The organism is Microvirga flavescens (genome assembly GCF_003290125.1).
Taxonomy (GTDB): domain Bacteria; phylum Pseudomonadota; class Alphaproteobacteria; order Rhizobiales; family Beijerinckiaceae; genus Microvirga; species Microvirga flavescens.
Window position 1 is genome coordinate 102,520 of the sequence record NZ_QMKH01000002.1, and the last position, 13,642, is coordinate 116,161.

The following is a 13,642-nucleotide window of genomic DNA, read 5'->3' on the forward strand; positions in this document are numbered from 1 at the left end:
CCCTTTACGAACGAACAATCCCTATATGGAAGCGAAAGCACGCTCCTTCAACGCGGTTACCCACGGAAGTTACCCACGCCTGCGGCAGCCCGCCCCTGCATTCCGGCCTCGACGCCGTTCGCCTTTTGATCCATGTTCGCGCCGATGAATCAGCCTGACGATAACCCCGATCCGCATCGCGACCTTGCCCACGAGCCGGCCTCCGGCTCCTTGAGCGCGCGCGCCCGTGCGACGGTCGCCCCGCAATCGCCCTATCTTTCGGGCCTCAACCCCGAGCAGCGTGCCGCCGTGGAGGCGACCGAAGGGCCCGTGCTGGTGCTTGCGGGCGCGGGAACCGGCAAGACCCGGGTTCTGACCACCCGCATCGCCCACCTGATCGCGACCGGCAAGGCCCGCCCCTTCGACATTCTCGCCGTGACCTTCACCAACAAGGCCGCGCGAGAGATGAAGGAGCGCGTCTCCAGCCTGATCGGCCCTGTCGCGGAGGGCATGCAATGGCTCGGCACCTTCCACTCCATCGGCACCAAGATCCTGCGCCGCCACGCGGAGCTGGTGGGCCTGCGCTCGGACTTCACGATTCTCGGCACGGACGACCAGCTTCGCCTGATGAAACAGGTGATCGAGGTCGAGAACATCGACGAGAAGCGCTGGCCGGCCCGCCAGCTCGCCTCCTATATCGACGGCTGGAAGAACCGGGGTCTTGGCCCCGAACAGGTGCCCGCCGGTGAGGCGGGAGCATTCGCCAACGGCAAGGGCGGCAAGCTCTATGCCGCCTATCAGGACAGGCTGAAGGTTCTCAACGCCGCCGATTTCGGCGACCTCCTGCTCGAATGCCTGCGCCTGTGGCGCGAGCATCCGGACATTCTGGAGCAGTACCAGAACCGTTTCCGTTACATGCTGGTGGATGAGTATCAGGACACCAACGTCGCGCAATATCTCTGGCTGCGTCTTCTTGCCCAGAAGCGCAAGAACATCTGCTGCGTCGGCGACGACGACCAGTCGATCTATGGCTGGCGCGGCGCGGAAGTCGACAACATCCTGCGCTTCGAGCACGATTTTCCCGGCGCGGTGGTGATCCGTCTGGAGCGCAACTACCGCTCCACCGGCCACATCCTTTCCGCCGCCTCGGGCCTCATCGCCAAGAACAAGGATCGCCTCGGCAAGACCCTGCGCACGGAGGATGAACCCGGCGAGAAGGTGACGCTGACGGGCGCGTGGGATTCCGAGGACGAAGCGCGCTTGATCGGTGAGGAAATCGAGTCGCTGCAGGCCAAGCGCCATCCCTTGTCGGAAGTCGCGATTCTCGTGCGCATCTCCGCGCAGATGCGCGAGATCGAAGACCGGCTCGTGACTCTCGGCGTGCCCTATCGCGTGATCGGCGGCCCGCGCTTCTACGAACGCGCCGAAATCCGCGATGCGCTGGCCTATCTTCGCGTCGTCAACCAGCCCGCCGACGATCTCGCTTTCGAGCGCATCGTCAACGTGCCAAAGCGCGGGCTCGGCGATGCCACGATCCAGATTCTCCACAACCATGCCCGCGCTGCGCGCGTGCCGTTGACGGAAGCCGCGCGCTTCATGATCGAGACGGACGAGCTGAAGCCAAAGCCACGCGCCACCTTGCGCGATCTTCTCACCTCGTTCGGCCGCTGGGCGAAGCTTTCGGAGACCATGACGCAGTCTGAAGTCGCGCAGATCGTTCTGGATGAATCCGGCTATACCGAGATGTGGCAGAAGGACCGTTCGGCGGATGCCGCGGGACGCCTCGAGAACCTCAAGGAACTCGTGCGCTCGATGGAGGAGTTCCCCGATCTCCAGAGCTTCCTCGAGCATGTCTCTCTGGTGATGGAAGCCAACGAGACCGACACCACCGAGCGCGTGAGCCTGATGACGCTGCACGCCGCGAAGGGGCTAGAATTCGACACGGTTTTCCTTCCCGGTTGGGAGGAAGGCCTGTTCCCGAACCAGCGCGCCCTCGATGAGAGCGGCCGCGCCGGCCTCGAGGAAGAACGCCGCCTGGCGCATGTTGGCCTCACCCGTGCGAAGCGCCATGCGAAGATCTATTTCGCCTCCAACCGGCGCATCCACGGCATGTGGAACTCCACCGTCCCCAGCCGCTTCATCGACGATCTGCCCGAGCACAATGTGGAGGTGGTCGAAGCCCCCGCGAACTTCTCGCATGGCGGCGGATACGGCGGCGGCTCGCGCTTCGACAGCAAGCCGACTTTCAGCGGCTCGACCTATCAGACGCCCGGCTGGCAGCGCGCACAGGCGCATCGCACGGGCGGGGGCGAGGACGGCGGCTATTCCGCCCGCCGCTCCGGCGACCGGCGCGGGCCGATGCTGATCGAAGGCGAACTCGTCGCCAAGTCCACCGGCGGCTCGGCCTTCAAGGTCGAGGGGCGCATCCTGCACAACAAGTTCGGCCCCGGCACCATCATCGCCATCGACGGCAACAAGCTGACAGTCGAATTCGACAAGGCGGGACGCAAGATGGTGCTGGACAGTTTTGTCGAGGCGCTGGGGTAGGCATTCGGCCAGCAGAGCCGTTTAGCGCAGAGGTTGCAAAGCGTTTTTGCAACGATATACTGAAACCACTTTAGAGGTCTTCAGGGATTGAATTGCGTTCGATATCAACTCGTCTCCTGCGCCCTTCAACGTTTCGCCCTTCCCCGCTTCTTTCGAAAAAGGCCTGGACATGGCAACGCCATTCTTGAGCTCGTTTGGCCCCTCCTCAATCAATCTGAACGGCTCTTCGCAATTGGTGAAGTTCGCCCTTACGGGGAGTGACGACATCCTGAATGCGGCGGTCTACTTCGACAGACCTCTCGTCATCGAAATTGACGGCAAAACTCAGGTGACTGACTACCTTTGGATCTCCGGTCCATTCGACAACGGCTCTCCTTCCATCGCAACCATCATCAGTCCGTATACGTCGGCCGGCTCCTACACCGTTACATCCGTCACACTCGTCAGTAACACCGCATATTATAGATATTACAATTCTTCGGAACTCGCGGCGCTACCGGGAGGAACGCCGACATTTGAGATCACGGGCACGCTTCCCGACACTCCCCCCTCGCTCGTAGACATCGACATGCCAGCGCTCATCGATCTCGCCCAGGAAGATCAGATCGTTACGTTCAGCGCGCGTGGAACCGATGCAGAAACGAGTGTCTCGTCTGTGGAGGTCTTTTTCGACAAGCCGTTCAGAGTGGACGCTTACAGGAGTTTCGACTCTCTCACGTTTGAAGCTTCCAAGAACTTCATGCTCTCATTCCCTCTCTCGAAATATAACAAGCCGGGAACATTCACGATCACCAAGGTTCTGGTTCACGACACGACGGGGGAAACAACAGTTTATGAGGCTGGCGATCTCTCTTCGATCCCAGGCTTGCAAACATCCTTCACTCTCACCGGTGGTCTGGACGTAGCACCGGAAGTGCGTCCGGCTGGCATCACGATCGGCGAAGATCAAATCGGCTCGGGAAATATACTCACTGGCAGTGCATACGATCCGAACGGCGATATGATTTCCGTGCTCAGCGTGAACGGTTTACCGCCGGGACAGGCCGTCATCGGACTTTACGGAACTCTGACTTTCCAGGCTGACGGCAGCTTCACGTACATCGCCAATCGCTCGGGCTCCGTGTCCAAGTACGAGCCCGGCCAAGACGTTTTCTCTGCGATAATTTCAGACGGCACGCATGAAGTCTCCTTCATCTTCACAGCTTATGTCATCGGAGACGACAGCATCGAAGGGACATCCGGTGACGACTATCTTCAAGGGACGCCATTCGACGATCTGATCTTTGGCTACGATGGAAATGATTTTCTGGATGGCGGAGAATCCTACGACAATCTCTTCGGCGGTGCAGGTAACGACGTCTACGTCGTCGACGATGTAGATGACATCGTGGTGGAAGAGCCCGGCGAAGGGCAGGACCAAATCATATTAAAAGGCAAGAGCTACACCCTGGGGGGATCTGTGTCCGTCGAAACGATCTCCGTTCAAAGATCCAACGGAGCAACCTTCAAGGGCAATGAGCTATCTCAAACCATCCTGGGGAATGGTGGAAATGATCGTCTCTTCGGTGGCGGCGGTCATGACACTGTGCGCGGCGGCAGCGGCAAGGATATCATCAAAGGAGAGGCCGGATCTGATCGGCTTTTTGGCGATGCGGGAGCGGACAGGCTGTACGGCGGGCCTGGAAGCGACACATTGAGCGGCGGCAGCGGCAAGGACATATTCGTGTTCGATAGCCGGCCAAGCCGATCAACCTATGACAGGATCACGGACTTCTCCGTCCGGGATGACACTATCGAGCTGGACTTTTCTATCTTCAATCGGTTGGGCGGGCTCGGCAGATTGCAAGACACTGCATTCGTTCGCGGTGCCAAGGCGAGCGAGATGGATCACCGAATAATCTACGATCCGAAGTCCGGATTTCTGTTCTATGACCAGGACGGCTCCGGCCCTGCCTCTCAGGTGCCGATCGCGAAACTCGCGAAAAAGCTCAAAATGACCGCAGCCGACTTTATGGTCATGTAGCTTCAGCCCCTCTAGCTTCCCGCCCACAACTGTGGAACGATCACCTCACGGCAAAACAACCGTGAGGTCACGATGTTTCCCTTGTCCCACATGCTCAAGTCCTTCGTGCGCGTCGGCTCGCTGAAGGTGATCGACGCGGACAACAAGGTGCATGTCTTCGGGGGAACAGCTCCCGGCCCGGACGTCACCATGCGGCTCACCGACCGCTCGCTCTATCACAAGCTCTTTTTCAATCCGGAGCTGAACGCGGGCGAAGCCTATATGGACGGGCGCATGAGCTTCGAGAGCGGCTCGACGCTCAAAGACTTCCTGACCCTGTTTTCCATGAACCGCATCGCCCTCGGCACCTATCCTTTGCAGAAGGTGCTGCGGAGCATCTCGCGCGGGTTGAAGCGGTTTCAGCAGGCGAACAAGGTCGGCAAGGCGCAGGCGAACGTGGCGCATCACTACGATCTCGGAAACGACTTCTACAAGCTCTTCCTCGACAAGGGCATGCAGTATTCCTGCGCCTACTTCACGAGTGAGAATGACACGCTGGAGGAAGCGCAGCAGAACAAGCTGCGCCTCATCGCATCCAAGCTCCAGCTGAAACCCGGATTGAAGATCCTCGACATCGGCAGCGGCTGGGGCGATCTCGCGCTCTACCTCGCCGCGATGGAGGATGTGGACGTCACCGGCGTCACGCTCTCCAAGGAGCAATACGCGCTCTCCAACGAGAAGGCGCGCAAGGCCGGGCTTTCACACCGCGTGCGCTTCGAACTGCTCGACTATCGCAAACTCGACAAAAAGTTCGACCGTATCGTTTCCGTCGGCATGTTCGAGCATGTGGGCGTGCATCATTACGGCGAGTTCTTCGCCAAGATCAACGCGCTCATGAGCGATGACGGGCTGATGCTGCTGCACTCCATCGGCCACATGAGCCCGCCCGGAACGGCAAGCCCGTGGCTGCGCAAATACATCTTCCCCGGTGCGTACTCACCCGCGCTCTCGGAGGTGTTTCCCGTCGTGGAGCAGAACAGCCTGTGGGTGACGGATCTCGAATTCCTGCGCCTGCACTACGCGGAAACCCTGCGCCACTGGCACGAGCGGTTCGAGGCCAACCGCGCCAAGGTAGCCGAAATGTACGACGAACGCTTCTGCCGCATGTGGGAGTTCTACCTCATCAGCGCGGAGATGATGTTCCGGACCGGCAGCCAGCTCGTCTTCCACATGCAGCTCTCCCGCAAACGAGACGCCGCCCCGATCGTGCGGGATTACATCACCGACCTGCAGCGGGAATACAAAAAGCTCGAGCAGAAAAAGCTCTCTACCCTCAAGCCTGCCGAGCCCGTCCCGGCATGATCCGTAAAGGGTGACGGCGGCGCAAAGCGGTGGTAAGCGGTTTTCATGCTTGAAGGACTGCACCCCAACCGCCCGACCCATGTCTTCCGGATCTCCACGGACGAGCGCTCCGCGCGCGCCATGACGGAGCTGATCGGCGAGATTTTCGACCCCGCCGAGACGGCCGTGGCCGCTTTCGAGATCGAGGACGACGGCCCGTGGCTGCTGGAGGCCTATTTCGCCCGCGAGCCCGACGAGAAGGCCGTGCGCGATCTCCTGCGGCCCATCGTCGGCGACGAGGCCGACAAGGGCGTCTTTGAGCCCCTCGAGCAGCAGGATTGGGTAAAGGCGTCGCTGGAAGGGCTGAAGCCTGTCCGCGCGGGCCGCATCTTCGTGCATGGCTCGCATGACCGCGACCAGCGCCGCCCGAACGATCTTTCCATCGAGATCGAAGCCGCGCTCGCCTTCGGCACGGGTCATCACGGCACCACCAAGAGCTGCCTCGATGCTTTTGCGGATGAATTGAAGCTGCGCACGCCGCGCAACGTTCTCGATGTCGGCACCGGAACCGGCATTCTCGCTTTCGCCGCGGCAAAGGCGCTCAAGCGCCCCGTCGTCGCTGGGGATATCGACCCGGAAGCGGTGCGCGTCGCGCGCGAGAACGCGAGACTCAACGGCATCTCGCCCTGGCTGAAGCTTTATGTCGGGCCCGGCGTCAGGAATGCGATGGCCGACAGGCCGGGGCATTTCGACCTGGTCTTCGCCAACATTCTGGCAAAGCCCTTGCGCATGCTTGCGCCGTCGCTCTCGCGCGTAGCCTCGCACGACGGCACGCTGATCCTGTCTGGGCTTCTGGTGAAGGACGTGCCGGGGATTCTCTCGTCATACGCGGCGGAAGGCTGGCATCTGCAACGCCGCTACGATCTCGAAGGCTGGGTCGCCCTCGTCATGAAGCATGGCGGGGCCGCGCAGCAGCCCCGCCGATATTATCACTGATTATTCCTGCTCGGCGAAGGGATAGCGCTTCGCAAGCTCGCGGCGCAGTTCGAAGGCTTCGACGACAACGTCGCGCACGGCCTTCATGATCACGGCGATCAACATGGTTCGCTCCTTTCAGCTCGACCGGGCGGATAGGCGAATGCCCGGTCACCAATGACACAGGGAAGATTCTCGGGGGCGTTACATTCCGTAGCGGCGGATGGCGAGCTCGGAAATCAGGCTCTGATGGCGGCTCAGTTCGAGAGCGACGCTCCTCGAGCGGCTCGCGATCATTGCGTCCACGAGGCGCTTTGCGAGAAGAACGACACCCACCGAAAGAACCGCACTGCCGGCCCAGGAGGGGTTAAGAACACTGCTAGACATGGGACATCTCCAACTTTCTGTGTTGCGATGACCCTTCCGCGTTCCTCTGTATTATTGTTGATAAAAAGGTAAGCTTGACTGACCTTTTTAGTTAGGCCCGGCAAAGCATGCGAGCCATGCTTTTCTTGCATTTTACTTTTCTCAAAGCGCGAAATCAGGGCACTCGATGCCCAAGCACAAGCCAAACCGCTTGCTGCATCATCAACTCGGGCGTTGCGATCTGGCGGACGGCCCCCTAGCGTAAGCCAAATTCCCTCATTGGCACGACTCTCATGGCTCAATTCCAGTCCTTCGACTCTTCCACGTCTCCCTCCCAGGGTCCGGAGCGCATCGCGAAGCTGCGCGCGGAAATGGCCCGACGAGGATTTTCCGGGTTCGTGGTGCCCCGGGCAGACGAGCATCAGGGCGAGTACGTGCCGAAGAACGCGGAACGCCTGGCCTGGCTCACCGGCTTCACCGGCTCGGCGGGCGCCGCCGTCATCCTCGCGGACAAGGCGGCTCTGATTGTGGATGGGCGCTATACGATTCAGGCCGCGGAGCAGGTCGACACCGCCGTCATCACGCCTGTGCAACTGGCTGACAAGACGGCGGAAGACTGGATCGCCGAGAACCTGCCGCCGGGTACGACGCTCGCCTACGATCCCTGGCTGCATACCAACGAAGGGCTCAGCCGCCTCGAAAAGGCCGTCGCCCGCGCAGGCGGCAAGCTCGCCCCGGTCGACCTCAACCTGATCGACGTCATCTGGGTTGACCGCCCTGCCCCGCCGCAGGCCCCCGTTCGCCCACACCCACTGGAATACGCAGGCGTGACGGCGAAAGAGAAGCTCGAACGCATCCGTCAGAAGATGGCGGACGAGAAGCTCGACGCCATCGTGATCTCCGATCCGCACAACCTCGCCTGGGCCTTCAACCTTCGCGGAGGCGATGTGGGGTGCACGCCGCTGCCCCTCGGCTATGCGATCATCCCGAAAGAGGGCCGCGCCGATCTCTTCTTCGATCCCGCCAAGATCACCAACGAGGCGGGCGCTGCGGTGGGCGATCTCGCGCAGTTTTCCCCCATGACGACATTCCAGCACACGCTCGACAAGCTGGGTGAAAAGAAGGGCAAGGTCCGCATCGATTCCGCGACCGGCGCCGTCGCGCTCACCCGCCGCATCGAGAGCGCGGGCGGCACGGTCGATGTCGGCCCCGATCCGATTTCATTGATGAAGGCGGCCAAGAACAAGGCCGAGATCGCAGGGTCGCGCGCCGCGCATCTGCGCGATGGCGCGGCAGTGGCGCGTTTTCTCGCCTGGTTCGACGCCGAGGCTCCGAAAGGCAACCTCACCGAGATCGACGCGGTTGAAAAGCTCGAGGCGTTCCGCGTCGAGACAGGCGCACTCAAGAACGTTTCCTTCCCGAGCATTTCGGGGGCAGGCCCCAACGCCGCCCTGCCGCATTACCGCGTAACGCGCGAGAGCAACCGGCGCATCGAGACAAATGGAATCTTTCTCATCGATTCCGGCGCGCAATACGAGGACGGCACGACCGATATCACGCGCACCATGATCGTCGGCACGCCGAGCGCGGAAATGAAGGACCGCTTCACGCGCGTTCTGCAAGGCCACATCGCCATCGACCGCGCGGTGTTTCCGAAAGGCACGAGCGGCGCGCAGATCGACGCCTTCGCGCGCAAGCCGCTGTGGGAGGCCGGGCTCGATTTCGACCATGGCACCGGCCACGGCATCGGGAGCTATCTCTCCGTGCATGAAGGCCCGCAGCGCCTCGCCAAGACCGGCCACACACCGCTCGAAGTCGGCATGATGCTTTCCAACGAACCCGGCTACTACAAGGCTGGAGATTACGGCATCCGCATCGAAAACCTCATCCTCGTCGAGCCGCGTTCCATTCCGGGCGGCGACCGCGAGATGCTCGGCTTCGAGACGCTGACCTTCACGCCCATCGACCTGCGCCTTGTCGAACCCGCCATCATGACGGCGGAAGAGATCGGCTGGCTCAACGATTACCACGCGAAGGTGCGCGAAAAGATCGGCCCGCTGCTCGACGGCGAGGCGAAAGCCTGGCTCGAGAACGCGACGCGACCGATCGGCTAGATTACCATCCGCAGCAGCACGACTGACGCGACGCCGACGATAATCGTTGCAAGAAGCGGAAGGCGGAAGGCAGCGATGATCGTGATGGCGGTGGCGATGGCCTCCGCCCAGCCTGTCGTGAGCGCGGTCGGCGCGATAACGGCGACGAGCACGGCGGGCGGAATGGCGTCGAACGCGGCTTTCGCGCGCCCGGTCAGCACGAGCCTGTCGGCCACGAACAGGCCCGCGATGCGGGTCGCATATGTCACGAGCGCCATCGCGATGATGGCAAGGAAAGTGACGGGATCGACGTTCATGGCTCAGCCCTCTCTGGCCGCGAGATAGGCCGCGCCGATTCCGGCAAGCGCGCCGGACGCTACATGCCAAGGCGCGCCGATGAAGTAATGCACGAGCGCGGAAACCGCCGCGCTGACGGCCACCGTCACGACCGTGACGCGGCTCCTTCCAAAACCCGCGACGAGACCAATGAACAAAGCCGTGAAGGCGAAGTCCGCCCCGAACCGCTCCGGCGCGCCAAGGAATGAACCGAGCACCGCGCCGAGAACGGTTGAGACGGTCCAGTTGAAAAACAGCACCACCACCATGGTCGCCCAATAGGCTCCTGTGATCGGCCGGTTCATGGAGCGGCGCTCCGACAGGGCCCAGCTCTCATCCGTCATGAAGAAGAAAGCCAAGAGCTTTTCGCGAAATGTCAGGGCGACCTTGGGCGCAAGGGATGCGCCCATGAGGACGTGGCGGACATTGATGAGGAGCGCGGAGAAGGCCAGCGCGAGAATGGGAGCCGGGTGCACCCAGCTCTCGATGGCCGCGAACTGCGCGCCACCGGCGAAAACGAGAGCGGACATCAAGCCGATCTCCGCCACGGACAGGCCCTTGCCGACGGCGACCGCGCCGAACAGGAGGCCGATAGGCACGGCGGCGATAGCGGCAGGCGCGATGTCGCGAAGCCCCGCCCTCGCCTCCTGCCCGTGAAGCGAATGCGCTTTCGTCATTCTGTCGAGAAGAGTGCTCATGGCGCGCTTATGCGCGAGGGCGGTTCCGCCGTCTTGGACGAAAGTGCTCTTTCCCACACCTCAAGCGGCGCGAAACACGCCCGGCGTCACGCCCATGCGCGCCTTGAAGATGCGGTTGAGATGGCTCTGGTCGAAAAAGCCGCAGGCCGCCGCGACATCGACAGGCGTCTGGCCTTGCTCGAGAAGATGGGTTGCCTTGCGAAAGCGGCGGTCGAGCAAGTAGGCATGCGGCGCAAAGCCCGTTTCCCGCCGGAAGGCGCGGATGAAGTGACTGCGTGACAACCCGGCAAGGTCCGCAAGCCTGGCGAGATCGGTTTCCTCACCCAGATGAGCCTCGATGTAATCGCGTGCGCGGGCAATGCCCTTCGGCTCCGCGCGCATGGGCGGCAGCCTGTCGAGATCGGCCCAGCGGGCGATGAGCTTTGCCAAAAAGCCGATGAGGCGCGTGTCCTGCTCTAGCTCAGAGGTCCAGCCACCACCTTGAGCAAGGCTCGCATGAAGGCCGACGAGAGCCTGCAATAAATCGGGATCGATCACGACCGAATGGCGAAACCACGGCGGCGATGAGAGCGGACGCCCGGCGACATCCTCGGCGATTTCCCGCATCAGTTCGACCGAAGGGTAGAAGGTGCGGTACTCGAACCCGCCCTCATAAGGCTCACCGTCATGCACTTCGTCCGGGCAGACGATGGCGATGGAGCCCGCGCCGGCATAATGCTGCTCGCCCCGGTGAAAGAACGTCTCGCATCCCTCGAGGATGGCCGCAATCGCATAGGTCTCGTGAGTATGACGTGCATAAGCGTGACGACGGAAAGTCGCTCGCAGGCAATCGAAGCCGTGGTGACGCGGCACCCGCCAGAAATGCGTGACATCGCCCGCCGAAACCAGTTCGGCATCCAGCGAGATCTGAGGCGTCATCATCGTCATACGATAATTATGGCATGGTTCTCATGCACTGTCTTGGACGCAAGGACCCATGCGGGTTTCGCCACGCAAGGAGACTACTTGCGCCCGACGAGGGCGAACCAGCCATCTTCGTCCATGACCTGAACGCCGAATTCCCGCGCCTTGTCGAGCTTGGAACCCGCCCCCGGCCCCGCGACGACGATATCGGTTTTCTTCGACACGGAACCGGCAACCTTCGCCCCGAGACGCTCGGCCATCGCCTTGGCTTCCTCGCGGGTCATCTGTTCGAGCGAGCCAGTAAAGACGACCGTCTTGCCCGCGACGGGCGTATCCGTCAGCGCCACCTCGATGGGCGTTGGCTTCACTTGGGCGAGAAGCGCATCGAGCATGGTTTCGTTATGCGCTTCCTTAAAGAACTCGACGATGGCATCCGCGACGACTTCGCCAATGCCGCCGATGGAGGTGAGATCGTCATAAGTCTCGCCCTCATGATCGACCGCCGCCTTGGCAGCCTCTCGCAAAGCCTCGAAGCTTCCGAAATGACGCGCCAGCAACTTTGCCGTCGTCTCGCCGATATGCGGAATGCCGAGTGCGAAAATAAAGCGGTTGAGATCGATGGAGCGGCGCGCTTCGATGGCGTTGAAGAGATTTTTGACGCTCGTTCCACCCCATCCCTCGCGGTTCTCCAACCGCTGCAAGCCGCGTGCGTTGCGCTCGGCCAGAGTGAAAATATCCTGCGGCTGAAGGATCAGCTTTTCGTCATACAGCTCCTCGATGCGCTGGCCGCCGAGACCTTCGATATCGAAGGCATTGCGTGAGACGAAATGCTTCAGACGCTCGCGCGCCTGTGCGGAACAGATCAGGCCGCCGGTGCAGCGGCGCACGGAATCCTCACGGCCCGTTCGCGGATTGACCTCGCGCACCGCGTGGCTGTCGCAGACCGGGCAGCGCGTGGGGAAAACATAGGGCTTTGAATCCGCAGGCCGCTTGTCGAGCACGACATCGAGCACTTTCGGAATCACGTCACCCGCGCGAAGAACGACAACCGTGTCGCCGATGCGAATATCGACACCGTTGCGGATCGGCTGCCCGTCGCCGCCGATGCCACGGATATAATCCTCGTTGTGCAGCGTCGCGTTCGACACGACGACACCGCCGACCGTCACCGGCTTCAGCTTGGCGACCGGGTTAAGTGACCCCGTGCGCCCGACGAAGATCTCGATATCCTCCAGAACCGTCACCGCCTTTTGTGCCGGAAACTTGTGCGCAAGCGCCCAGCGCGGCGAGCGCGACACGAAGCCGAGACGCTCTTGCAAGGAAAGATCGTCCACCTTGTAGACGACGCCGTCGATATCGTAGCCGAGATTGGCGCGGTCTTCCTCGATGGCGTGATAATGCGCGAGCATTTCCTCGACGCTCGAACAAAGCTTCGTCCACGGATTGGTCTTCAGGCCGAACGAATTGAAAGCCGCGATCATGCCATGCTGCGTCGTTGACGGCATTGCGCTCATCTCGCCCCAGGCATAGGCGAAGAATTTCAGCGGGCGCGATGCAGTGATCGCGGAATCCAACTGACGCAGGCTTCCCGCCGCCGCATTGCGCGGATTGGCGAAGGGCGGCTTTCCGGCGGCCTCCTGACGCTCGTTGATCGCAGCGAAGTCGGCGTGAGAGAGATAGACCTCTCCACGCACTTCGCAGATCTCCGGCACATCGTGCCCTTTGAGAACGTGCGGAATGTCATGCACCGTACGTGCATTGGCGGTGACGTCCTCGCCTTCCGCGCCATCGCCGCGCGTCGCCGCGCTGACGAGGCGGCCGTGTTCGTAGCGAAGGCTGAGAGAAAGCCCGTCGATCTTCGGCTCCGCCGTGAACACGAGCGGCGCACCGTCCTTGATCTGCAGGAACCGGCGAATGCGCTCGACGAATTCCTGAACATCCTCGTCAGTGAAGCCGTTGGCGAGCGAGAGCATCGGCACGCGATGCCTGATCTTCTTGAACTTCTCGGAAACCTTCGCGCCGACCTTCTGGGTCAGGCTCTCCTCGCTCCGCAATTCCGGGAACCGATCCTCCAGCGCCTCATAACGCTGACGCAACGCGTCGTAGTCCGCATCCGAGACCGTGGGCGCATCCTCCTGATAGTAGCGCTGGTCGTGCTCGGCGATGTCCCGCGCCAAGGCCCGGTGCTCGTCGCGGGCCTCCTGCGGCGTCAGACGGTCGACGGATTTGGGATCGGAGAGTTTATCTGCGGACATGAGCGACTCGGAAACGGCATTCGATGCACCATAGCGCTCAATTCACGTCCCGCCAGACCTTGACGTCTCTAGAGTCTGATAGTGTCTCCTTGAAACACGATCAGACTCTCGATTCTTTCTTGTCGCATGATCCGTGCGAACAACCGG

Annotated in this window: 10 protein-coding genes; 5 read left to right on the forward strand and 5 right to left on the reverse strand. The window is 61.7% G+C overall.

Annotation, left to right across the window (positions count from 1 at the left end; all coding sequences use genetic code 11):
- The first annotated feature begins 144 nt into the window (after positions 1–144).
- The 4 genes from DQW91_RS05295 to DQW91_RS05310 all read left to right on the forward strand — a co-directional run bounded on the left by DQW91_RS05295 (position 145) and on the right by DQW91_RS05310 (position 6,865).
- Positions 145–2,526: an ATP-dependent helicase gene (locus DQW91_RS05295; RefSeq protein WP_112662564.1), complete on the forward strand. Its 2,382-nt coding sequence runs from the start codon at positions 145–147 to the stop codon at positions 2,524–2,526.
- A gap of 169 nt (positions 2,527–2,695) precedes the next feature.
- The gene (locus DQW91_RS05300; RefSeq protein WP_112662565.1) at positions 2,696–4,549 is read left to right on the forward strand and encodes an Ig-like domain-containing protein; all 1,854 of its coding nucleotides are present in this window, start codon (positions 2,696–2,698) and stop codon (positions 4,547–4,549) included.
- Positions 4,550–4,621: 72 nt separating this feature from the next.
- The gene (locus tag DQW91_RS05305) at positions 4,622–5,890 is read left to right on the forward strand and encodes an SAM-dependent methyltransferase (protein ID WP_112662566.1); all 1,269 of its coding nucleotides are present in this window, start codon (positions 4,622–4,624) and stop codon (positions 5,888–5,890) included.
- 45 nt (positions 5,891–5,935) lie between these two features.
- Positions 5,936–6,865, forward strand: coding sequence for a 50S ribosomal protein L11 methyltransferase (locus DQW91_RS05310; protein ID WP_112662567.1), 930 nt, complete (start codon positions 5,936–5,938; stop codon positions 6,863–6,865).
- Between the two features lie 183 nt (positions 6,866–7,048).
- Here DQW91_RS05310 and DQW91_RS05315 read toward each other — a convergent pair whose 3' ends face one another.
- A complete protein-coding gene (locus DQW91_RS05315; protein ID WP_112662568.1) occupies positions 7,049–7,231 on the reverse strand; it encodes a hypothetical protein in 183 nt (60 codons plus the stop codon).
- A gap of 272 nt (positions 7,232–7,503) precedes the next feature.
- On the opposite strand from DQW91_RS05315, the gene DQW91_RS05320 reads away from it, so the two are divergent.
- Positions 7,504–9,324: an aminopeptidase P family protein gene (locus tag DQW91_RS05320; RefSeq protein ID WP_112662569.1), complete on the forward strand. Its 1,821-nt coding sequence runs from the start codon at positions 7,504–7,506 to the stop codon at positions 9,322–9,324.
- Here DQW91_RS05320 and DQW91_RS05325 read toward each other — a convergent pair.
- From DQW91_RS05325 to ligA, 4 genes are all read right to left on the reverse strand, one after another.
- On the reverse strand, positions 9,321–9,620 hold the full coding sequence (locus DQW91_RS05325) for an AzlD family protein (RefSeq protein ID WP_112662570.1): 300 nt from the start codon (positions 9,618–9,620) through the stop codon (positions 9,321–9,323). The genes DQW91_RS05320 and DQW91_RS05325 overlap by 4 nt on opposite strands.
- Positions 9,621–9,623: 3 nt before the next feature.
- Positions 9,624–10,337 (reverse strand): AzlC family ABC transporter permease, encoded by a 714-nt coding sequence (locus DQW91_RS05330; protein ID WP_245410914.1) that lies wholly within the window; start codon positions 10,335–10,337, stop codon positions 9,624–9,626.
- 60 nt (positions 10,338–10,397) lie between these two features.
- Positions 10,398–11,258: an AraC family transcriptional regulator gene (locus DQW91_RS05335; protein ID WP_198411793.1), complete on the reverse strand. Its 861-nt coding sequence runs from the start codon at positions 11,256–11,258 to the stop codon at positions 10,398–10,400.
- An 80-nt stretch (positions 11,259–11,338) separates the two neighbouring features.
- Positions 11,339–13,495 carry an NAD-dependent DNA ligase LigA gene (ligA, locus tag DQW91_RS05340; RefSeq protein ID WP_112662572.1) on the reverse strand — a complete coding sequence of 719 codons (2,157 nt, stop codon included), beginning with the start codon at positions 13,493–13,495 and terminating at the stop codon, positions 11,339–11,341.
- Positions 13,496–13,642: the final 147 nt, after the last annotated feature.

Coding starts and splice junctions, on each gene's coding strand:
- DQW91_RS05295 (WP_112662564.1), top strand. CDS start 145: ATGAATCAGCCTGACGATAACCCCGATCCGCATCGCGACCTTGCCCAC.
- DQW91_RS05330 (WP_245410914.1), bottom strand. CDS start 10,337: ATGAGCACTCTTCTCGACAGAATGACGAAAGCGCATTCGCTTCACGGG.
- DQW91_RS05335 (WP_198411793.1), bottom strand. CDS start 11,258: ATGATGACGCCTCAGATCTCGCTGGATGCCGAACTGGTTTCGGCGGGC.
- DQW91_RS05315 (WP_112662568.1), bottom strand. CDS start 7,231: ATGTCTAGCAGTGTTCTTAACCCCTCCTGGGCCGGCAGTGCGGTTCTT.
- DQW91_RS05305 (WP_112662566.1), top strand. CDS start 4,622: ATGTTTCCCTTGTCCCACATGCTCAAGTCCTTCGTGCGCGTCGGCTCG.
- DQW91_RS05310 (WP_112662567.1), top strand. CDS start 5,936: ATGCTTGAAGGACTGCACCCCAACCGCCCGACCCATGTCTTCCGGATC.
- DQW91_RS05300 (WP_112662565.1), top strand. CDS start 2,696: ATGGCAACGCCATTCTTGAGCTCGTTTGGCCCCTCCTCAATCAATCTG.
- DQW91_RS05320 (WP_112662569.1), top strand. CDS start 7,504: ATGGCTCAATTCCAGTCCTTCGACTCTTCCACGTCTCCCTCCCAGGGT.
- ligA (WP_112662572.1), bottom strand. CDS start 13,495: ATGTCCGCAGATAAACTCTCCGATCCCAAATCCGTCGACCGTCTGACG.
- DQW91_RS05325 (WP_112662570.1), bottom strand. CDS start 9,620: ATGAACGTCGATCCCGTCACTTTCCTTGCCATCATCGCGATGGCGCTC.